We start from the raw sequence: 21193 nt of genomic DNA, 5'->3' as shown, positions 1-21193 counted from the left end.
ATGAGCGTTGAACCGGCCGATGTGGCGCGGGTGGACGAGCGGCCCGGCTGGGTCGAGGCGGTGCGGACCCCCGCGGGGGTCGAGGTGTGGTGGGACGAGCCGCGCCCCGCCGAGGGCGGGCGCAGGTGCGTGGTGCGCAGGCTCCCCGACGGCTCGCGCGCCGACGCGCTGCCCGCGGGGTGGAACGCGCGCAACAGGCTCGTGGAGTACGGCGGGCGGGCCTGGCGCCCGCTGCCGGACGGCGGCCTGGTGTTCACCGAGTGGTCCGACCGGCGCGTCTACCTGCTCGGCGCGGAAGGGCCGCGCGCCCTCACCCTCGAGAGCGAGTGCGCCTACGGCGACCTGTACCTGCCGCCGGGGCGCGAGGAGGTCTGGGCGGTCCGCCAGAGCGGCCGTCGCAGAGAGCTGGTGGCCGTCCCGCTGTCGGGCGGCGACGTGCGGGTGATCGTCGAAGCCCAGCGCTTCCTGGTCAACCCGCGCCTGTCCCCCGGCGGTGACCAGGTGGCCTGGATCGGCTGGGACCACCCGAACATGCCGTGGGACGGCACGGAGCTGTGCGTGGCCCCGCTCCTGCCGTCCGGGAGCGCGGGGCCGTACCGGGTCGTGGCCGGCGGGCCCGCCGAGTCGGTCATCCAGGCCGAGTGGCGCGACGACGGAGCGCTCTACGCGCTCACCGACCCGACCGGCTGGTGGAACCTCCATCTCGTGCCGCTCGACGGCTCGCCCGCGCGCAACCTCACCCCGCTGGACCGGGAGTTCGGCGACGCGCCGTGGAAGCCGGGCCAGACGTGGTTCGCGGTGAGCGGCTCCCGCGTCGCGCTGGTGCACGGGCCGCCGGGCGAGCGCAGGCTCGGCGTGCTGGAGGGCGGGGAGCTCAGAGACCTGGGCGGCGAGGCGACGGCGTGGCTGGCGTCGCTGTCGTGCGCGGGCGGCAGGGTGGCGGGGGTGTCCGCCTCGCCGTACACGCCGTTCGAGGTGACGCTGGTCGATCTGGACAGCGGTGCGCGCACACCGCTGTCGGAGCCGAGGACGCTGCCGCCCGCGCACCTGCTGCCCACGCCCGAGGCGGTGACGATCGAGGGCGTCCACGCCCTGGTGTGGCCGCCCGCGGGGCAGGCGGGGCCCGCGCCCTACGTGATGTTCGCGCACGGCGGGCCGACCGGCTCCTACCCGCTGGCGCTCGACCTCGAGATCGCCTACTTCACCAGCAGGGGCATCGGGGTCGCCCAGGTCAACTACGGCGGCTCCACGGGGTACGGCAGGGCCTACCGCGAGCGCCTGCGCCACCAGTGGGGCGTCGTGGACGTGCAGGACTGCGCCAGGGTCGCGCGCGGGCTGGTCGCCACGGGCGCCGCCGACGCCGCCCGGCTGGCGATCAGGGGTGGCAGCGCGGGCGGCTGGACCACGGTCGCCGCCCTGACCTCCAGCGACGTCTTCGCCGCCGGGGTGGCCCATTACGCGATCACCGACCCGGAGAGCTGGGCCGCGGAGACGCACGACTTCGAGTCGCACTACCTCGAAGGACTTGTCGGGCCGCTCCCCGAGACGCGGCGGCGCTACCTCGACAGGTCGCCGCTGCTGCACGCCCACCGGGCCTCGGGCCCCTGCCTGATGCTGCACGGCCTGGAGGACGCGATCGTCGACGTCGGCCAGGCGGAGCGTTTCGTCAGCGAGCTGGACAGACACGGCAAAGAGTGCGCGTTGCTGACGTTTCCCGGCGAGCAGCACGGCTGGCGAAGGCAGGAGACTATCGTCGCGGTCCTCGAAGCCGAATTGGCCTTCTACGAGAAAATTTTCTGGGGATGATGTGAAGAGCGTTGCCGAGATCTGCTCCGACCTGATCAGATTCGACACCACCAACCCGGGCTCGGGCGAGCGTCCCGCCGCCGAGTACGTCGCCACGCTGCTGGCCGACGCGGGGCTTCAGCCCGAGGTCTTCGAGTCCGCGCCGCACCGCACCACGGTCGTGGCCAGGTTCGAGGGCGACTCCTCCGACGCCCTGCTCATCCACGGCCACCTCGACGTGGTGCCCGCCGACCCCGCCGAGTGGGAGCTGCACCCCTTCTCCGGTGAGATCGTCGACGACTGCGTGTACGGCAGGGGCGCGGTCGACATGAAGGGCTCGTGCGCGATGACCCTCGCCACCGTGCTCGGCATGCGGGCCAGGGGGCTGCGGCCCAGGCGTGACCTGGTGCTGGCCTTCCTGGCCGACGAGGAGGCGACCGGCGACTACGGCTCGCGTCACGCCGTCACCGAGCACCGCGACCTGTTCGACGGCGTCACCCAGGCGATCAGCGAGTCGGGCGGGTTCAGCGTCACCTCGGGCCCCTCGCGCGTCTACCCGATCGCGGTGGGCGAGCGCGGCACCTCGTGGATGAAACTCACCGCCCACGGCGTGGCGGGTCACGGCTCCAGGCCCGCCGTCGACAACCCGGTCGCCACGCTGGCGCACGCGCTGTCGCGGGTGGCCTCCCACCAGTGGCCGGTACGGCTGACGCCGTCGGTCGCCGCGCTCCTGCGCAGCCTGTCGGAGATCACCGGCCAGCCGATCGACCTGGAGCGGCTCGACGACGAGGCCGACAGGCTCGGCGCGCTCGGCACCCTGTTCAAGGGGCAGATCCGCAACTCGGCCAACCCGACGATGCTGTCGGCGGGCTACAAGGTCAACGTCGTGCCCTCCAGCGCCGAGGCGCACGTGGACGGGCGTTACCTGCCCGGCCTGCAGGAGGAGTTCCTGTCGACCGTCGACGAGCTGCTCGGCCCCAAGATCACCCGGGAGTTCGTCAACCTCGAGGACGCGCCCTCCGCGCCCTACCCCTCCTCCTTCTTCGACGAGCTCGGCGCGGCGCTCGTGGCCGAGGACCCGCTGGCCAGGCCGGTGCCGTACGTGATGAGCGGCGGCACGGACGCCAAGTCGTTCGCCAGGATCGGGATCGAGGGGTACGGCTTCGCGCCGCTGATGCTGAGGCCCGACCTCGACTACTTCGGCATGTTCCACGGCAAGGACGAGCGCGTGCCGGTGGAGGGCCTGGAGTTCGGCACCAGGGTGCTGACCCGGCTGCTCACCCATCCGTAACGAGCTGCCCTACTCCACGGAAAATCGGACATCTCGCCCAATTGAATACAGAACGTGGTGATAGCATCACATACTGTGACTACTCCAAAACGTGTAGAGATCGGCTGGCCCGCACTGGGCATCGCCGTGACCGCCGAGCTGGATGACCGCAACGCCGCTCTGGCGCAGAGCCTGTGGGACGCCATGCCGTACCGCAGCCTTCAGGGGCACGCCCTCGTGGCGGGCCATCACCTCTACCATGTGGCCCCTGTCCACAGCCTGCTGTACCAGGCAGCCACCTACAAGGTGGAGGACAGGCGCTACGAGCCGGACGGCACCATATTCGCCTCCCGCCTCCAGCACCTCGGCATCAAGTACGGGGAGCTCACCGAACCCATGCCGGCCATCCCGATCGGCCGCGTCGTCCCCGACGACGTGGACTCGCTCGCGGAGGCCGGAAGGGCGGTGTGGGAGGCGGTGTACACGACCAAGAAGCCCGTCATCGCCGAAGTGCGCCGCGCGGGCGAGAACAACGGCCACAGCCTGCCGCGCCTGACCGTGACGGATCCCGAGGCCGACGCGCTGATCGGTGATCTGCACGCCGAGACCGAGCGGATCTGGCTGGAGGCGCCACAGGAGCTCGTCGACCTGCACGAGGGACGCATCCCCTCGTGCGCGGGCAGCTACGAGACGGTCCTGACCACCCTGCTGTTCGTCAACGGCGAGACCCGTCCGCTGGGCTACGCCGCCTACGGCGGGCTGGTGCGGGCCGCCTACGAGGACGTGCCGCTGGAGTCGCTGCGCCAGATGGCCCGTATCCTCACCTCGACACCCGCCGAGTTCCTCGCCTACTGCGGTCTGGAGAAGGTCTGGTACTTCACCAGGAGGACCCTCGACTGCATCGACAGGATCGACAACAGGGACGACTTCGCCGCGCTCATGGCGCACATGACGCTCTATCTCAACTGCCTGGGCGGGTGGAACCTCCACCTGTTCCCCTGGCAACTGGGCGACCACCTGCGCCGCGTGAGCGCACCCGCATGAGCGCGGACGCGCAGGTCGTGGTCGTCGGCGGCGGGGTGATCGGCCTGTCGATCGCCTTCCACCTCGCGGAGGCGGGGGTCGAGACCCTGCTGCTGGAACGCGACGCGCTCGGATCGGGCGCGTCGCGGGCCACGGCCGACGTGGTGCGCTCCTACTTCGCGGGCAACCCGGTGAGCTCGGCGCTGGCCGTGCGCAGCCTCGCGGCCTACCACGACTTTCCCGAACGGCCCGGCCTCGACCTGCCGCTGCGGCAGGTCGGTTACCTGGTGCTGTTCACCGAGCGCGAGCAGGTCGCGGCCTTCGAGGCCGACCTGCCCGCGCAGCGGGCCGCGGGGGTCGAGGTCGAACTGGTCGGCGCCGACGAGGCACGGGCGCTCAACCCGCTCGTCGGCGCCGACCTGCCGCTGCTGGCCGCTGCCTGGTCGCCGGAGGCCTACATCTCCGACACCGCCGCGATCGTCGGCGGGTACGCGCAGGCGGCCAGGCGGGCCGGCGCGGACCTTCGCACCGGCACGCCCGTCACGGCCGTCGACGCGGAGACCGGCACGGTGCGGACCGCCGACGGCGTGTTCACGGCGGAGGCCCTCGTGTGCGCCGCGGGCGCATGGTCGGCGGAGCTGACCCGCTCGGCGGGCGTCGACCTGCCGCTCACCGAGCCCGTCGTCCAGGAGCTGCTGACGACCGACAGGCTGCCGACCGCGCCCGACATCCCCGTCACGCTGCACGCCGCCAGCGGCCTGCTGGTCAGGCTGCGCGGGGACCGGCTGCTGATCGGCATGGGCTATCCGGACGCCGACCGGCAGGCCTGGCGCGCCCGCGTGGCCGCCAGGCTCGCCGCCGTCTATCCGAGCATGGCCGGGGTGGAGCTGCACACGGCGGTCACGGGCGTCCGCGACGCCAGCCCCGACCGCACCGCGTTCATCGGCCACCGCCCGGGCCCTCCCGCGTTCCTGTACGCGGCGGGCTTCTCCGGGCACGGCCTGTGCAACGCTCCCGCGGCCGGTGAGCTGGTCCGTGACCTCTACCTCGGCAAGGATCCAGGACTCGACGCGGCCGCGCTGTCGGCCACGCCGGAGAGGGTGAGGTGAGCATGGAGACCGAACGCACCGCGTTCGTGCTCGATCCCGCCAGTCATGACGTGCACGCCGACAGCGCGCGGCTACGGGAGGCGGGAGCGCTGGTCCCCGTCGAGGTGGAGGGGGTGCGCGCGTGGGCGGCCACCAGGCACGCCACGCTGGCGGCCGTGCTGGCCCACCCCGACCTGTCCAGGGACGTCCGCCACTGGGATCCGGAGGCGAGGGCCGCCGCCCCGCCGAACACCGCGATCAGCAAGATCGCCTCGGACCGGTCGATGCTGAACGCGGAGGGCGAGGAGCACCTCAGGTTGCGCTCTCCGCTGTCCAGGTCGTTCACCGCAAGGCGGGTGCAGGGGCTGCGGTCCAGGATCGCCGAGCTCGCGGCGGGGCTGGTCGACCACCTGGCGACGCTGCCGCCCGGACCTGTCGACCTGCGGCTCGAGTACGCCTACCCGCTGCCGCGCGACGTCATCTCCGAGCTGATGGGCGTTCCCGAGTCGCTGCGCGACAGGCTCCACGAGCTCACCGACGTGGCGGCCAGGGTCGGCGACGGGCCCGACGACGTCAGCTCCTCACGCGCCGAGCTGTACGACCTGCTGGAGGAGGTCATCGAGGTGCGGCGGCGCACCCCCGGCGAGGACCTGATCACCGATCTGATCGTGACCAGGGAGCAGGACGGCGAGCGGCTCACCGAGTACGAGCTCCTCGACACCGTCGAGCTGCTGTTCATCGCCGGGCACGTGACGACGGTCAACCTCATCACCAACGGGGCGCGCGTCCTGCTGACCCATCCCGACCAGCTCGCCATGGTCCGCTCGGGGGCGCGGCCGTGGAGCACCGCGGTCGAGGAGACCCTGCGATGGGACTCCCCGATCGCGCACTTCCCGATGCGCTACGCCGTCAGGGACCTCGAGATCGAAGGGGTCACGCTGCGCAAGGGCGAGGCGGTGCTGGGCTGCTTCGCCTCGGCTGGCCGCGACCCCGACGAGTACGGCGAGCGGGCCGAGCGGTTCGACGTGACCGCTCCCCCGCCCAGCCACCTGTCCTTCGGGCACGGCCCGCACTTCTGCCTGGGCGCGCCGCTGGCCAGGCTGGAGGCGGAGGTGGCGCTGGCCACGCTGTTCGAGGCCTTCCCCGACCTGGCGCTCGCCGACAGGGGCGAGAGCCGGCGGCCGCTCGGCACGGTGCTGGGCAACAGCGCCAGGAGCCTGCCCGTGCTGCTCGGAAGGAGAGCGGGATGAGCCTCGGATCGAGCCTGCTCCAAGGGGTGCGCGCGGCGGGACCTCGCGAGGTGCTGGTGTGCGGGCCTCGCCGCCTGACCGGCGACGACGTGCTGGCGATGGTGTCGGGCGCGGTGTCCGCGCTGCACGCCAGGGGCGTGCGGCAGGGCGACCCGATCGCCGTCATGTACGGCAGGCAGCCCGAGTCGACCGTCGCCAGGCTCGTGACGCTCGCGCTCGGCTGTCCCGTCGTCAAGCTGCTGCCGGGGCTTCCCACGCGGGTGGCGGCCGAGACCCTGCGCGCGCTCGGCTGCTCGGTCCTGCTGCACGAGCCGTGCCGCCAGGACGACGCCGACGAGCTGCTCGACGCCTGCCATCTGCCCATCGAGTACCGGCTCGACGCCGACCTGTTCGGCACGCCGCACTGCGGCCTGGTCGAGGCGCGGGGCAGAGCGCCAGACGCGCTGTCGTCGGTGACGTTCACCAACGGCACCACCGGCGAGTGCAAGCCCGTCGCCTACAGCGAGCGCGCCGAGGCGGCGCAGCTGGCCGCGGCCAGGTCGATGTTCGGCCCCGCGCCCTGGCGCTTCCAGGTGCCGCCAGGCCACTTCCTGCCCAACCAGATGGCGCTGTGGACGCTGAGCACGGGCGGCACCGCCGTGCTGCTGAGCGACTCCGAGCTCGGCCGCGAGGCCGAGGTGGCCGTCAGGGAGCGCGTCACCCACATGATGTCCGGCAGGCCGTTCGAGCTCTACGCCCTCGCCGGGGCGCTCGCCACGGCGAGGGCCTCGGGGGCGGACCAGCTTCGCCTGGTGATCTACGGCGGGGCGCCTGCCGTGGCGGCGAGAAGCGCGGAGGCGATCGAGGCGATCGGGCCCATGGCGCTGCAGTGCTACGGGCTGACCGAGGGCGGCTTCGTCTCCGCCCTTCAGCCCGACGCCCACCTGCGTCCCGAGCTGCTGTCCTCCGTGGGAAGACCGGTGCGGGGCGTGGAGGTGCGCGTGCGTGACCAGGACGGCGCCGACCTGCCCACGGGCGAGGTCGGGGAGGTCTGGGTGCGCTCGCCGCAGCTCATGACCGGATACGTGGGCGACGCGGTGCGTACCGCCAGGGCGCTGCGCGACGGCTGGCTGCGCACCGGCGACCTCGGCCGCCTCGACGCCGAGAGCTACCTGTTCCTGGTCGACCGGGTGGAGGAACGGCTGGCGCCGGGCGTCTACGCCCGCCCGATCGAGAACGTCCTGACCGGCCATCCCGCCGTGGCGGACGCGGCCGTCTTCGCCCTGCCTGACGGGAGCGGGCAGGTGCCGGCCGGCGTGGTGGTGCGCAGGGACGGCCACGAGGTGGACCTCGAGGCACTGCGCGCGCTGGTCCGCCGCGAGCTCGGCGCGCCGTGCGAGCCGCGGCGCCTGTGGCTGGTCGACGAGCTGCCCCGCACGCCCGGCGGCAAGCCCGACAAGGCGGGGCTGCGCTCCCGCTACCGGCTGGTCGAGGAGGAGGCGCGCGAGGAGCGTACGGCCGCTGTCACGTGAGCGGGCGTCCGGGCTCCTACACCCCGAAGGCCGCCAGCGTTCCCCAGGTCGTCGCCACGCCCACCAGGGCGCCCGCGGCGACCTGGGCGGCCGTGTGGTGGGTGAGGCGGACGCGGGCCCAGCAGACCAGCGCCACCAGCGCCCCACCCGTCAGGACGGTCGCCACGGGCGGCAGCACGTGCGCGAGCACCACCACGGTCCCCGCCGACACCGCGGCGTGGAAGGAGATCTTCCATCGCAGGGTCACGGGGACGGTCACCGCGAGCGCGGCCAGCATCGCGGTGACGGTGGCGACGAGCAGCGTGGGCGCGCCGAGCGCGACCAGCAGGACCAGTGCGACGATCACCGCGCCGACCGCCGCGAGCAGCGGCCCCGTACGGCGGGCCCTGTCGACCAGGTGACGGGAGTCGAGCCGTCCCGAGCGCACGCCCAGCGCGATGACGGTGGCGGGGACGCCGCCGCACAGCGCCGAGGCCAGCAGGCCCCATGCCGCGCCCCTCCAGCCCTGGGCGAGCAGCCCGACCACCGGCGGCATGGCGATCACCAGCACCTGGGGGGCGAACACCTCGGTCAGCCACCCCGCCACCCTGTTCCTCACCGGCGGACCGCCGCGTCTCGGCTCATGGGTCACCAACCTGCCACGAGTCCGGCGCGGGAGGCAATCGGGCCAGACGATCTTCTTCCACCCGGGGACGCCGGGAGCCTTGGGCCGGCGCGCCGATGCGAGATGATGTCGCGGTGGACCAGATCACGTTGAGCGCCTGCGCCGAGGTCGGCTTCCAGGTGGCGGGTCGCAAGGGGGCGCACGGCGCGATGCGCGCCCTGCGCCGGGTGATCCCCCTGGACGCCTACGAGTTCGTCGCCTTCGACCCGGTCACGGGGCGGCACACGAGCCTGGTCTCCGACGGGCTGACGGTCGCGCCCGCGCCGAGCGAACCGCCGCTGGAGGCGGGCCGCGGGCCGTACGCGATGGAGGGGGCGCTGCTGGCCTCCTACGGATGGCGGCGGGGGCTGACCACGCCGCTGCGGCTGGCCGAGGGCCGCTACACGGGGCTGCTGCACCTGTCGGCCGCCGACTTCCCCCCGCACGCGCCGGCGCTCATGGCCGCGCTCTCACCGACGCTGGCCCACGTCACCGACCTGACCAGGTGCGTGATCGACCCCGTTGGGCTGCCGAAGGGGTTCGCCGCCGTGGCCTTCGACCGCGCGGGTGTGGTGCGCGACGTCGCGGGCGCCGAGAGGTCGCGGGTGCTGGCCGAGGACCGCTCCATGGCCGCCTGCGCCAGAGACTTCCTCGACTCCCGCGAGCTCAGCAGGCGCGGGCTGTGGCAGGACGGGAACGGCAGGTGGCGGGAGGTGCGGATGCTGCGCGCGGGCGTCGGCTCGCACGGCGCGCTGCAGGGGGCGGTGGTGGCCGAGCGGGCCTGCTGCCTGCCGTACGAGCTGACCGGCAGGGAGGTGGACGTCCTGACCAGGGTGGCGGCGGGCGACTCCAACCCGCAGATCGCCGCCGCCCTGGTGCTGAGCGTCCGTACGGTCACCACCCACCTCGAGCACATCTTCGCCAAGCTGGGCTGCGACAGCCGCACCAGGGTGACCACGAAGGCCCTCGCCGAGGGCCTGTGCAGGATCGGCCTCTAGACGCCCGCCGCCGCCCACCCTGCGGGCACGGTGACGAGCACCAGCTCGAACCAGACGGTGTTCACCCCGTTCTGCCTGGTGAAACCCCAGCGGTGGCTGAGCGCCTCCAGCAGCGGCAGGCCCCGCCCGCTCTGCGAGGTCAGCGAGGTACGGCAGGCGCACGGCGGCGCCTCCGAGCCGCCGTCGGTGACGCACACGCGCACCCTCGACTGCGACGACAGGACGCTCACGGTGAAGGTCCCGCCGTCGCGGGCGGCGGAGTGCACGACCGCGTTGGTGGCCAGCTCGCTGGTCAGCAGCACGCTGTCGTCGTGAAGGGGGTGGCTGGGTCCGAGTGCGGCTGTCACCAGGCGGCGGGCCCTGGCGACCTGGTCGGGTGCTCCTTGAAGGGTCCAACTGTCGTATTCCGGCGGCTCCACGGCGACCTCCCCGATTCCGGCGACCTTCTAAGGACGCGGCACCAGGGGAGGAGGAGGGGTCACGAAAAGGTAGGAATGCCCTTTCCGATGGAACCAGATCAGACCCTGTGCCATCGCGCCTCCGCCACGCAGTACGCCGCGAACAACACCAGCCCCAGGGCCACCGCCACCAGCAGCCACGGACCCGCCGGGGTGTCGGCGAGCGACTTGAGCGCGCCGTCGATGCCGACCGCCTTGTCGGAGTCGTAGGTGATCGCGGCCTGCCCCACGAGGATCCCCGCGGCGATGGCGACGACGCCGCGCGCGATGTACCCTGCCTGGCCGAGCCTGCGGACCGTCTCGCCGCCGCCTGTCATGTCCTTCATGAACTTCTTCGTCCAGCCCTCGTGGATCCAGTGGACCCCGAGTGCGATCAGCCCGAGGGCGGCGATCGCGACGAGCACCTGCCCGCCTGGCAGGTCGAGCAGGGCCTTGGTGGCGTCCTGCGACTGCGAGTCGGTGGAGGCGGCCGGCTTGCCGCGCAGCAGCAGGCCGAGCAGGGAGACCACGAGCAGCGCGTAGAAGGCCGCACGAAGGCCCGACTCGATCCTGTCGCGCGCCCTGCCCCTGCTGGAGAAGGTCTCGCGGGTCTGCCACACGGTCAGCGCCGCCAGCCCCAAGGTCATGATCCACAGCACCACGGTGCCGAAGGGCTGCGCGGCGACGATGCGGATCGCGCCGCTCTTGTCGGCCTCGCCGCCCTCTCCGAAGGCCACCTGCAGGGCCACGATCCCGATCAGTAGATACAGCACGCCCCTGGCCGCGTACCCCAGCCTGGTAAGAATCATGGAGACCTCTCTGCACCGGCAGGCGGGTCGTAAACCAGCGCGGGCGACCGAGTACGCTGCGATCGGATGAGGCGACTGGAAGGGGAACCTGGGCGTGAGCAGCCTGGAGGCCGTCTGGGTGAAGCCGTGCGAACAGCCGGGAACGGCGGTCGTGACGGGGGTCTTCGACATCCTGCACGTGGGGCATGTCCGCTACCTGAGCTCGGTGGCCGCGCGCGGCCTGCCGCTCGTGATCGGCGTCGAGGACGATCCGCGCGTGCGCGCGTGGAAGGGACCGAGCAGGCCGCTGAACACGGCCGCCGAGCGGGCGGAGGTGCTGGCGGCGCTGCGCTGCGTGTCGGGGGTCTTCATCGTCAGCGGCCCGCCCGAGGCGCACGGCCCCGAGGACTACATCGACCTGCTCGCGCCGATGCGGCCGGGCGCGCTGGCCCACACCGCGGGTGACCCGCACGCGGGCGGCAGGTGCGCGGCCGCCGCGCTGCTGGGCGCGCAGTGCTGGGAGCTGGAGATGATCCCGGGCCGTTCGACGACACGGATCGTCAACGCCGGGCTAGGATGACCGTCATGCAGCGCGCTTTCGTGACGACGACGCCGGACACGTTCCCGGCGCGCTGATCCATGCTCCCCGGGCGAACGCCCGGGGTCACTGGCCGTTCGCCCTCGTCTTCCGGAGGGTTTCCATGAACGACCACCGCAGGCTCGGCCGCGAGCTCGACCTGTTCGACACCCACCCCATGATCGGCTCGGGTCTGCCCTTCTGGCTGCCCGCGGGCGCCGCCATGCGCGGGGCGATCGAGGACTACGTGCGCGAGCTCGAACGCCGCAACGGCTACCAGCACGTCAACTCGCCGGTGCTCGGCAAGCAGGAGCTGTACGAGAGATCGGGCCACTGGGCGCACTACAGCGACGACATGTTCCCGGCGATGGAGGTCGGCGGTGAGCGGTTCGTGCTGCGGCCGAGCCTGTGCCCGCACCACGCGCTGATGTTCGCCTCCCGCCCGCACAGCTATCGGGAGCTCCCGCTACGGCTGGCCGAGCTCGGCGGCATGTACAGGGGCGAGCTGTCCGGCGTGCTCGGCGGCCTGTCCAGAGTGCGGGCCATCCAGCTCAACGACGGCCACGTCTTCTGCCCTCCCGACAGGGCGGCCGACGAGGTGGGCGCCGTGCTCGACCTGATCGAGGCCGCCCACGACCGGCTCGGCGTCGTGCCCGTCCGCTACCGCCTGTCGCTGCGCGGCGAGGGCGCCAAGTACGTCGACGACCCGGCCATGTGGGCCGGCGCCGAGTCGGTGCTGCGCGAGGCCCTGCACGCGAGGAGCCGCGCCTACGACGAGGAGCGCGGCGAGGGCTCCTTCTACGGGCCGAAGATCGACATCCAGATCGCCGATCCGCAGGGCCGCGAGTCCACCCTGTCCACCGTGCAGGTCGACCTGTTCCAGCCGGGCCGTTTCGAGCTGGCCTTCGTCGGCTCCGACCAGCGCGAGCACCGTCCTGTCATGGTGCACCGCAGCCTGGTCGGCAGCCTCGAACGCCTGGTCGCGCACCTGGTGGAGCTCTACGGGGGCGCCTTCCCCTCCTGGTTGGCCCCCGTCCAGGCGGTGGTGCTGCCGCTCACCGACGCCGAGGCGCCCGCCGCCGAGCGGCTGCTGCGGCGGTGCGTGGCGGCCGGGCTGCGGGCCTCGATGGCCGCTCCGCACCAGGGCACCCTCGGCGCCAGGATCAGGGCGAACAGGCTGGTGCCCTTCCAACTGGTCGTCGGCCCCGCCGAGGCCGCCAACGGCGAGGCGGCGCTGCGCTCGAGCGACGAGGGCAGGCAGGAGGCCAGGCCGATCGCCCAGGTGCTGGCCTGGATGGCGGCTAGAGCCAGCCCCTCCTTTTGAAGGCCAGAGAGAGCAGCCCTGAGGCGGTGAGGATGACGATCGTCGAGGACCAGAAGCCCAGGCTCGTGCCGAACCCCGGGTACGGCACGTTCTGCCCGTAGTAGCCGGTGATCATCGTCGGCACGGCGATGATCGCCGCCCAGCTGGTCAGCGACTTCATGATCTCGTTGAGCCTGAAGCCCTGCTGGCACATGTGGGTCTCGCACAGGTTGCTGAGCAGGTCGCGCAGAGTGTCGGTCCACTCGGCCACCCGCAGCACGTGGTCTAGAGGTCCTGGTAGTAGGGCGCCGAGCTCCTCCGCGATCGTCTCCAGGTCGCCCGTGGTGGGCGAGCACAGGTCGAACCAGACGACGTTGCCGGGATCGGAGACGTGGTCGGAGACGTCCGCGATGGGGAACCCCTCGTTCACCAGGACCCATCGCGGTACAAACGGGTGCGCACCGTGAACGCCAACCCTAAACAAGGGCGGCGAATCGCTGGGCGTTCCTGACGGCGGCCCCTCCCGGATCGTTGTTGAAGTACACGTAGCTCTCGCCCCATCCGGCCTCGCGTACCCGGCGGGCCCACGAGCGGAGCGCGGCCTCGCCGTAGCCAGGTCTCGGCGTCGCCCTGCCCTCGTGCAGGCGCACGTACCCCCACGTGGTCGTGCGCCACAGCGGGTTCTGGGCGCGGCCGAGGCGGTCGGCCCAGCACAGCGCCGCGCCCCGCTTCTCCAGCACCGTCCTGACCTCGCCTGTCCACCACGAGACGTGCCTGAACTCCACCGCCACCCTCGTGCCGTCGGGGAAGCAGGCGAGACAGCGCTCCAGTTTGGCGGGGTCGGCGCGCAGCGTCGGAGGCAGCTGCAGCAGGATCGGGCCGAGCTTGTCCTTGAGCCCGGCCACGGCGTTCATCAGCCGCTCGACCGGCTCCTCCGGATCGCTCATGCGCTTGATGTGGGTGAGGAACCTGCTGGCCTTGACCGCCATCACGAAGTCGCCGGGGGTGCGCTCGGCCCAGCCCTCGAAGGTCTCCCGCGAGGGCAGGCGGTAGAAGGCGTTGTTGCTCTCCACGGTGGGGAAGGTCTCGGCGTAGGTCTCGAGCCAGAGCCGCTGGGGCACCCCTTCGGGGTACAGCACACCGCGCCAGTCCTTGTACTGCCAGCCGGAGGTCCCCACGTGCGTCGCCATGCCGCTCCCCTACCCAGCAGGCAGGCGTCAACCGGCTCCGGCAGGCAGGGAGGGGGAGCCGCCGCCGCGCAGGGCGCCGGGGCCGTAGGCGGCGCTCAGGATGCGCTCGGCGCGCGAGCGGCACTCCCTCGCCGCCTGCATGTCGGCCAGCCGCTCGTGTACGGCGGCCAGGTCGAGCAGGGCCCGCCCGACGTCGGGATGGCCGGGCCCGAGCGCCCGCTCGGTGCCGGTCACGGCGCTCTCCAGCAGCTCCCTGGCCTCGACCACGCGCCCGCCGAGGAGCCTGGCCATGCCGAGCCTGCGCGCGCCGAGCTGGGCGTGCGGGTGGTCGGGGCCGAAGACGGCGGAGAAGACGCCCATGGCGCGCTCCTGGTGCTCCTGGGCCAGGTCGTGGTCGCCGATCTCCTGGTAGACCAGGCCCAGGTTGGTGAGCGGCATGCCGACCTCGCCGTGGCCAGGGCCGTAGCAGGCCTCCAGGATGGCCAGCGCCCGCTCGTGGCTCAGCCGCGCCTCGTCGTAGCGACCCACCAGGCGCAGCGCGTAGCCCAGCTTGTCGAGGGTGTGGGCCACCTCGGGGTGCTCCTCGCCGTAGACGGCCACCAGCAGCGACAGCGCCTGCTCCTGCAGCTTGATGGCCTCCTCGCGGCGTCCCGCGTCCTGCAGCACCAGGCCGAGGCCCGACAGGGAGTGCGCGACGTCGGGGTGGCCGGGGTCGAGCAGGCTGCGCGAGGCCGTCAGCGAGCGGGTCAGCCACTGCTGGGCCGAGGTCAGGTCACCGGCGAGCCAGGCGGCGAAGCCCAGGTCGCGGCCGATCCTGGCCAGCTCCCTGCCGTCGGCGTCGTCGCGGGAGGCCAGGATGCCGTGGCCGCGCTCGAGTATCCGCCTGGCCTCAGGCAGGCGGCGCTGGCAGACCAGCACGTCGCCGAGGCGCTTGAGCACGTAGGCGACGCCGGGGTGGTCGGGGCCGAAGGCCCCCTCCGCCAGCGTGAGCGCCTGTTCCTGGGCCGCTATGGCGCCCTCGAGATCGCCGACCACCTCCAGCAGCTTGCCCTGCTCGGTCAGGACGGCCGCCAGGTCGGCGTCGGAGCCGCCCGCGCGGCGCAGCAGCGTCAGCGACGTCTCGAACAGCCTGGCCGCCCGTTCGAAGGAGGCCCTGGTGGTCAGGTAGCGGCCGGCCCCGCACAGCAGCTGCGGCAGCGCCAGCGGCACGGTGCCGACGCTCTCGGACTGCGCGGCCAGGTGGATGAGGCTGGGCAGCACCTCGTCCCAGTGCGGCCAGTGCGTCGGGTTGTCGGGGTCGGCGGGGGCGGTGGCCTCGACCAGGCGGATGCCGCTCATCAGCCACTGCCTGCGCGCCTCGGGCGACAGGGTGGCGACGGCGGCGGCGCCGACCATCTTGTGCATGCGCAGCCGTCCCCTGTCGCGATCGACGAGGGAGTGGCGCAGCAGATGGGCGATGGCGTCCTGCAGGCCCACCTCGTCGGCCACGGCCGCCTCGAGCGCGGGCGGCAGCACGCCGGTCAGGCCGCGCAGCAGGTGCAGCGACAGCCCGTCGCCGCCCAGCGACGCGCACAGGTAGAGCAGCTCGGTGGCGGCGGGCGAGGCCGAGCGCACCCGCTCGAAGGCCAGCTGCCAGGAGGTGGCGAAGGTCTCGTCCCGCTCGGCGGCGCGGGTCAGGAGCCTGTCGGCCCTGCGCCTGAACAGGTCGGTGTACTCCTCGAAGGTCATGCCGGTCTGCTCGCTGTAGGCGGCGGCCTGCTCCAGCGCGAACGGCAGGTCGCCCAGCTGGTCGGCCAGCTCGGGCGCGCCGCTCGAGCCGGCCTGCGGGCCGAGACGGCGCTCGAGGAAGGCGACGGACTCCTCGCGGGAGAACGGATCGATGCGCAGCGGTACGGCGTGCTGGCCCCACGCGGGGTTGCGCGAGGTGACGATCACGTGCCCCTCGCCGCCGTCGGGCACCAGCGCCTGCAGCGAGGAGGCGTCCTCGGCGTCGTCGAGGATGAGCAGCCACCTGTCCATCCCCGCGAGCCTGTCGCGCAGCGCGCCGGCCAGCTCTGCCCTGTCGGCCCGCTCGCGCACGCCCAGGCGCAGCGCGAGGTCCTCCATCGTGCCCGCGAGAGCCAGCGGCTCGGCGGCCGAGGCGCGCCACACCACGTCGTAGTCGGCGGCGTGCCGGTGCGCGTACTCGACGGCGACCTGCGTCTTGCCGACGCCCGCCATGCCGTACAGGGCGACAGGGTGGCCTGACGACAGCGCCTCGCCCAGCTCGGCCAGCAGCTCCTCGCGCCCGCAGAAGACGCGGTTGCGGGCGGGCAGGTTGCTGACCCTCCTTCGGGGCGCGGGCCTGGCGGGCCTCGCGCTGGCCGTCTCGGCCATCAGCGAGGGGTCGTGAGTGAGCACCGCCTGGTGCAGGGCCTGCAAGGTGGGCGCGGGGTCGACGCCGAGCTCCTCGGCCAGGACCTTGCGCACCCTGTCGTAGACGTTGAGTGCGTCGCCCTGCCGTCCGCACCGGTAGAGCGCGGTGATCAGCTGGGCGGCCGAGCGCTCGCGCAGCGGATGGCGGGCCACCCGCTGCTCCAGCCTGGGCAGCACCTCGGCGTGCCTGCCGAGGGCCAGTTCGGCGTCGGTGCGGCCCTCCTCGGCGGCGTAGCGCAGCTCCTCCAGCCTGATCGCGTCGAACTGCGCCCACGGGTCGGCGCTGAAGTCGGCGAGCGCGGGGCCTCGCCACAGCGACAGCGCGCTGTCGAGGACGGCGACCGCCTCGCTCCAGTCCTGCTTGGCCAGTTCGTCCCTGCCCCTGGTGACCAGGCGCTCGAACCTGTGGGCGTCGACCAGCTCGGGATCGATGACCAGCCGGTAGCCGGGCCCGTGCGACTGCAGCAACGCGTTGCCGCCGAGCGTCCTGCGCAGCCGCGAAACGTGCGCGTGCAGGGTGTTGGTCGCGCTGCGCGGCGGCCTGCCCGCCCAGATCTGGTCGATGAGCTGGTCGGCGCTCAGCACGTCGCCATGGTTGAGCAGCAGCACCGCGAGGATGGCGGCCCTCTGGTGCCCGCCTAACGCGGCAGGCGCGCCGTCGACCAGGACCTCGAGTGTGCCGAGGATCCCGATCTCCACGCGGGCTTCCATGCTGCGCTTCCCTTCTACATGCTTGCAAGCGACTGTAACGCGTCACACATTGGGCTCAAACCAAGCGAATCTGGAGGTGCGCCCCTCATGGCGACCGTCGAGGAGATCGTCGGCCAACCCGCGCCGCGCCGTGTCCAGGGGGCTCCGTGGCCGGAGCGGCAGGGCTACCACCCCTCCCCCTCGGACTGGCGGGACGAGGTGATCTACTTCCTGCTCCCTGACAGGTTCAGCGACGGCAGGGAAGGCGAGCGCCCGCTCCTGGACAGGTCCGACCTGTGGGCCGCCAGGCCGCAGGGCTGGCGCTGGGACCGGTGGGCCAGATCAGGACGGGAACGCTACCAGGGCGGCACGCTGTCAGGGGTCGCTTCGAGACTGGAATATCTGGACGATCTGGGCGTGACGGCCCTGTGGATCGGCCCGGTGTGGAAGCAGCGTCCCGTGGCCGGCGTCGAGGGCGGGCCCGCCGAGCCCGACGACTACCACGGCTACGCCGTCCAGGACTTCATGGAGGTGGATCCGCGCCTCGGCACCCGCGCCGACCTGGTCGCGCTCGTACGGCAGGCGCACCGGCGCGGCATCAGGGTCATCCTCGACGTGCTGCTCAACCACTCGGGCGAGAACTGGGACTACGACCTCGACGGGCAGGACGTGGTGCGCCCGCCGTACAGGGCGGGCCCGCCGTACGACTTCGGGGTCTGGCGCGACGGGAAGGGCGGCAGGCTGCCGCGCGGGATCGTCCCGACAGGCCCCGACCACGGCGTGTGGCCCGAGGAGTTACAGAGCCCCGAGTCCTACACCAGGGCGGGCGGCGACGGCGGCAGCTTCGGGCCCGGCGGGGACGAGGACCCCGACGCGCCCTACCGCCGCGCCGACTGGTTCAGCCGCGACCTCGACATGGGGACGCGCCTGCAGACCATGATCGAGATCTACAGCTACTGGATCGCCCTCGCCGACCTCGACGGGCTGCGCGTGGACACGCTCAAGCACGTCCCCCTGGAGCACGCCCGCGCCTTCTGCGGGGCGATCAGGGAGTACGCCGAGCGCCTGGGCAAGAAGAACTTCCTCATCGTCGGCGAGGTCGGCGGCGGCGACACCATCCAGGAGAAGTACCTGAAGCTGGTGGGGCAGGACCTGTCAGCCGTGCTGGAGACCGGTGAGACCAGGGCGACGCTGCGTGCCGTGGCGGAGGGCAGGGCCGCGCCCGAGGAGCTGTTCGGCCGCTTCACGCTGCCGCTCGACCTCAGCCACAGGGCGCTCGGCAGCAGGTACGTCTCCATGCTCGACGACCATGACAACCTCGCCATCGCCCCCCAGCTGCGCTTCGGCATGGCCGAGTCCTCGCCCGAGCGGACCGTCGTGGGGGCGGGGCTCCTGCTGTTCCTGCTCGGCATCCCCTGCCTCTACTACGGCATGGAGCAGGGCCTCACCGGGCCCGAGCCGGAGGAGCGCGGGTGGCTGCCGGGGTGGGGCGTCAGGGACCTGGCCGGCGACATCTACCTGCGAGAGGCGATGTTCGGGCCCGAGCATCCGCGCGAGCTCGGCGGGCACGCGCCCGACCCCTCGACGCCGGGCTTCGGGCCCTTCGGCACCTCGGGCCACCACGTCTTCGACCAGGACAACGAGGTCTACCAGCGGGTGCGCATGCTGCTGAGGGCCCGCGCGGCGCATCCGGTGCTGTCGGCGGGACGCCAGTACCTGCGCGCGCTCGGCAGGGCCGACGGCTCCTTCACCGCGCCGGCCGCAGGCGAGGTGGTCGGCTGGTCGCGCATCCTGGCGGGCGACGAGGCCCTGTGCGTGGTCAACCCCAGCGCCGCCGAGTCACGCACGGCGAGGCTGCACGTCGACGCCGGCCTCAACGCGACCGCGACGGCTTTCACCGTGGTGGTCAACACCGCCGAGGTGGGCGGGGTCACCAAGCACCCCGTGGGTTCGACGGTGCCGGTGCTGCCCTCGCCGGACGGCGCCCGCTACGTGGAGATCCAGGACCTGCCGCCGCTGTCGGTGCTGGTGGCCGTCAACCGTTGACCAGCCCGGCGGCCAGGCGCATCGCGAGGGCGGCGAGCGTGAGCGAGGGGTTGGCGGCGGGCGAGGTCGGGAAGACCGACAGGTCGCAGACGTAGAGGTTGCGCCTGCCGTACACCCTGAGGTCGGGGTCGACGACGCCGGTGGCGGCGTCGGCCCCCATCCGCATGGTGCCGACCTCGTGGCCGACCGCGCCGAGCTCCGAGCGCACCGGCAGCGGGTGCAGCGGGGTGCCGCCGACGGCGTCCATCACCGCGGCCCCGATCCGCTCCAAGGCCTCGGCCAGGCCCTCGACCTCGACGTGCGCCATGACGACGTGCGGGCGGGCGCGCCTGCCCTCGCCGCGCACCTCCACCCTGTTGCGCTCCTCCAGGGGCACGGCGGTGAAGAAGACCACCTCGCACGGCATGTCGGCCTCGTCCAGGGCGAGGTCCTCGTCCACGTGGTACTGGTTGAGGTTCACGCCCATCTCGACCACGGCGTTGAAGGGGATGTCGCCTGCCTTACCCCTGAGCAGGACCTTGGCGGCGTCCTCGGCGCTGTAGCCGGGAGATCCGTCCTTGACGGAGAACTTCCAGTAGTAGGTGGGGTGGTCGGTGATGCCGCGCCCGGCCAGCTCGTGCGAGAGGCCCGCGGCGCGGGCCAGCACGGGGGTGCCCATCGTGCCGGCGGACAGGATCACCCTGCCGCCCTCGGCCAGCCTGAACCTGCGCTGCACGCCGGCCACCAGGTCGAAGGCGTCGACGGCGGTCACCGCGTCACCGTCGAAGGCGAAGCCGCAGACCTGGTGGTGCAGGTTGACGTGCAGGCGCTCGTCCCAGCCCGCCCGCAGCCTGTCCTCCATGAGCAGCGCGGCAGTGGAGAAGATGCCGGAGGGAATGCCGAGGCCGTTGCCCGAGGCGTGCTCGGCGGCCAGCATCGCCTGGTCGCCGGCCAGGTCGGGCAGTTCCTGCCCGAGCATGGCCCCCACTGTTCCGCAGAGGGTGTCCTTCGGCATGGCACTGCCGTTGAGCAGGTCCTCGGCCATGTCGTACCAGCCGCCCTCGAGGTCCTGCCTGACCTCCTGCGGCCACCCCGCGAACTCGGCGGGCGCCATCCGCGGCACCAGCGCTCCCCAGAACACCGACCTGCCGCCGAGACAGAACGCCTGGGCCAGGTCGAGCGGCTGCTCGGAGCTGTAACGCCTGACCTTGAACTGGTTCCACAGCTCCCACACGCTGCGGTTGACGTACGGGCCGTGCCGCCTGGGCAGGTTGCCCACGTGCGTGGGGAACAGGTAGCCGCCCGCCTCCAGCACCAGGACCCTGGCGGCGCCGCCGCTCTCGACCATCAGCCTGTGCGCCAGCGTGCCGCCGCCGACGCCGCTGCCGACCACGATGTAGTCGAAGTCCTGGTCGGTGCCGACCGGAGGGAAGTGCGCGCGGGCGGCCAGCGAGTCGGCCACGGGGATGTCGTCGGGCTCCTCGAACAGCTCGTACCGCCTGCCCACCATGGTGGCCACGTGCTCGTTCTCGACGACCCTGTTGGGGCCGCGCTCCCATGAGCCGTCGCAGCGGAACTTGAACTCCACAGGGCCCTCGCCCTGGAGCTGCACCCGCCACTCGTCGGCGCCGCTGACGTACTCGCAGGGAACATCCTCCTGCCAGCCGTCGAGACCGCTACGCACCGACAGCCTGGCATCCGGCCTGACGCTGCCGCCGCGCAGCACGATCGTGAGAGTCCCCATCGCCATACCTCCCGCGTTGGGGGTGATCTCACCGCATGCGACTTATAGACCGCTTGCGAATGAATGCAAGGTCCTGACAACCGGGGAGGGGAATGCTGGAAACCGGGCGGGAGCGCGAGCCGGCAGTGACACGGGGCGCCTTGGGGAGGCGCGGCTCGTCATCCCGCCCCAACAGCGACGGGGACCGGCGAGGGCGGCCGGGGCAGCGGAGCATCTCCCGCTGCCCCGGCACGAGATGGCACAGAGCGACCCGCCGACCGTGATAGTGTTTTCCACGCAAGGCCGCCGCGGAACACCTCCACAAAGGTTCCACGGAAGCTTGGCGGGACGTAGCGCAGCTTGGTAGCGCACTTGACTGGGGGTCAAGGGGTCGCAGGTTCAAATCCTGTCGTCCCGACCAGATATTCGCTGGTCGATGAGGGTGTCACTCGTAAGGGTGGCACCTTTTCGCATTCC

General features: G+C 72.5%; 17 protein-coding genes and 1 tRNA gene. 11 read left to right on the top strand and 7 right to left on the bottom strand.

What is annotated here, in order from left to right; translation table 11 throughout:
* The 6 genes from FHR33_RS41135 (at position 1) to FHR33_RS41110 (ending at position 7927) form a co-directional block, all read left to right on the top strand.
* Positions 1-1806 carry a S9 family peptidase gene (locus FHR33_RS41135; RefSeq protein ID WP_183659538.1) on the top strand — a complete coding sequence of 602 codons (1806 nt, stop codon included), beginning with the start codon at positions 1-3 and terminating at the stop codon, positions 1804-1806.
* A gap of 1 nt (position 1807) precedes the next feature.
* Complete coding sequence (locus FHR33_RS41130; protein ID WP_183659536.1) at positions 1808-3076, top strand: M20/M25/M40 family metallo-hydrolase; 1269 nt, start codon at positions 1808-1810, stop codon at positions 3074-3076.
* A gap of 75 nt (positions 3077-3151) precedes the next feature.
* A complete protein-coding gene (locus FHR33_RS41125) occupies positions 3152-4099 on the top strand; it encodes a cucumopine synthase-related protein (RefSeq protein ID WP_183659534.1) in 948 nt (315 codons plus the stop codon).
* Positions 4096-5187, top strand: coding sequence for an NAD(P)/FAD-dependent oxidoreductase (locus tag FHR33_RS41120; RefSeq protein ID WP_183659532.1), 1092 nt, complete (start codon positions 4096-4098; stop codon positions 5185-5187). Before FHR33_RS41125 ends, FHR33_RS41120 begins: the two co-directional genes overlap by 4 nt.
* Before the next feature lie 2 nt (positions 5188-5189).
* Positions 5190-6416: a cytochrome P450 family protein gene (locus FHR33_RS41115; RefSeq protein WP_183659530.1), complete on the top strand. Its 1227-nt coding sequence runs from the start codon at positions 5190-5192 to the stop codon at positions 6414-6416.
* Entirely contained in the window at positions 6413-7927 is a 1515-nt protein-coding gene (locus FHR33_RS41110) for a class I adenylate-forming enzyme family protein (RefSeq protein ID WP_183659528.1), read from the top strand. Before FHR33_RS41115 ends, FHR33_RS41110 begins: the two co-directional genes overlap by 4 nt.
* Before the next feature lie 16 nt (positions 7928-7943).
* Here the strand turns inward: FHR33_RS41110 and FHR33_RS41105 are convergent, their stop codons facing one another.
* Positions 7944-8525 (bottom strand): hypothetical protein, encoded by a 582-nt coding sequence (locus FHR33_RS41105; RefSeq protein ID WP_183659526.1) that lies wholly within the window; start codon positions 8523-8525, stop codon positions 7944-7946.
* A 140-nt stretch (positions 8526-8665) separates the two neighbouring features.
* Between FHR33_RS41105 and FHR33_RS41100 the strand changes: the two genes are divergently transcribed.
* Entirely contained in the window at positions 8666-9568 is a 903-nt protein-coding gene (locus tag FHR33_RS41100; RefSeq protein ID WP_312895971.1) for a helix-turn-helix transcriptional regulator, read from the top strand.
* On the opposite strand, the gene FHR33_RS41095 is transcribed toward FHR33_RS41100, so the two are convergent.
* Together FHR33_RS41095 and FHR33_RS41090 are read right to left on the bottom strand one after the other, a co-directional pair.
* Positions 9565-9987 carry an ATP-binding protein gene (locus FHR33_RS41095; RefSeq protein ID WP_183659522.1) on the bottom strand — a complete coding sequence of 141 codons (423 nt, stop codon included), beginning with the start codon at positions 9985-9987 and terminating at the stop codon, positions 9565-9567. The genes FHR33_RS41100 and FHR33_RS41095 overlap by 4 nt on opposite strands.
* A 98-nt stretch (positions 9988-10085) precedes the next feature.
* On the bottom strand, positions 10086-10814 hold the full coding sequence (locus FHR33_RS41090) for a DUF1206 domain-containing protein (RefSeq protein WP_183659520.1): 729 nt from the start codon (positions 10812-10814) through the stop codon (positions 10086-10088).
* A gap of 94 nt (positions 10815-10908) precedes the next feature.
* Here FHR33_RS41090 and FHR33_RS41085 point away from each other — a divergent pair, with 94 nt between their 5' ends.
* Positions 10909-11373 (top strand): adenylyltransferase/cytidyltransferase family protein, encoded by a 465-nt coding sequence (locus FHR33_RS41085; RefSeq protein WP_183659518.1) that lies wholly within the window; start codon positions 10909-10911, stop codon positions 11371-11373.
* 121 nt (positions 11374-11494) lie between these two features.
* Positions 11495-12694, top strand: a complete 1200-nt coding sequence (thrS, locus tag FHR33_RS41080; protein WP_183659516.1) for a threonine--tRNA ligase — start codon at positions 11495-11497, stop codon at positions 12692-12694.
* Here the strand turns inward: thrS and FHR33_RS41075 are convergent.
* The 3 genes from FHR33_RS41075 to fxsT are packed head-to-tail and all read right to left on the bottom strand — an operon-like array spanning position 12672 to position 16989.
* A complete protein-coding gene (locus FHR33_RS41075; protein ID WP_312895970.1) occupies positions 12672-13103 on the bottom strand; it encodes a CorA family divalent cation transporter in 432 nt (143 codons plus the stop codon). The genes thrS and FHR33_RS41075 overlap by 23 nt on opposite strands.
* A 46-nt stretch (positions 13104-13149) precedes the next feature.
* Positions 13150-13863, bottom strand: a complete 714-nt coding sequence (locus tag FHR33_RS41070; RefSeq protein WP_183659514.1) for a DUF72 domain-containing protein — start codon at positions 13861-13863, stop codon at positions 13150-13152.
* Between the two features lie 27 nt (positions 13864-13890).
* The gene (gene fxsT, locus FHR33_RS41065) at positions 13891-16989 is read right to left on the bottom strand and encodes an FxSxx-COOH system tetratricopeptide repeat protein (RefSeq protein WP_183659512.1); all 3099 of its coding nucleotides are present in this window, start codon (positions 16987-16989) and stop codon (positions 13891-13893) included.
* A gap of 87 nt (positions 16990-17076) precedes the next feature.
* On the opposite strand from fxsT, the gene FHR33_RS41060 reads away from it, so the two are divergent.
* On the top strand, positions 17077-19014 hold the full coding sequence (locus FHR33_RS41060) for an alpha-amylase family glycosyl hydrolase (RefSeq protein WP_183659510.1): 1938 nt from the start codon (positions 17077-17079) through the stop codon (positions 19012-19014).
* Here FHR33_RS41060 and FHR33_RS41055 read toward each other — a convergent pair.
* The gene (locus tag FHR33_RS41055; protein ID WP_183659508.1) at positions 19004-20737 is read right to left on the bottom strand and encodes a GMC oxidoreductase; all 1734 of its coding nucleotides are present in this window, start codon (positions 20735-20737) and stop codon (positions 19004-19006) included. The genes FHR33_RS41060 and FHR33_RS41055 overlap by 11 nt on opposite strands.
* Before the next feature lie 323 nt (positions 20738-21060).
* Here FHR33_RS41055 and FHR33_RS41050 point away from each other — a divergent pair.
* Positions 21061-21137 (top strand) — tRNA-Pro (locus FHR33_RS41050).
* Positions 21138-21193 lie beyond the last annotated feature (56 nt).

Origin of the sequence: Nonomuraea dietziae, assembly GCF_014195505.1 — a bacterium.
GTDB classification, from domain to species: Bacteria; Actinomycetota; Actinomycetes; order Streptosporangiales; family Streptosporangiaceae; genus Nonomuraea; species Nonomuraea roseola.
The sequence above is the reverse complement of the archived record's forward strand: the minus strand, read 5'-3'. Positions and strand labels throughout refer to the sequence as shown.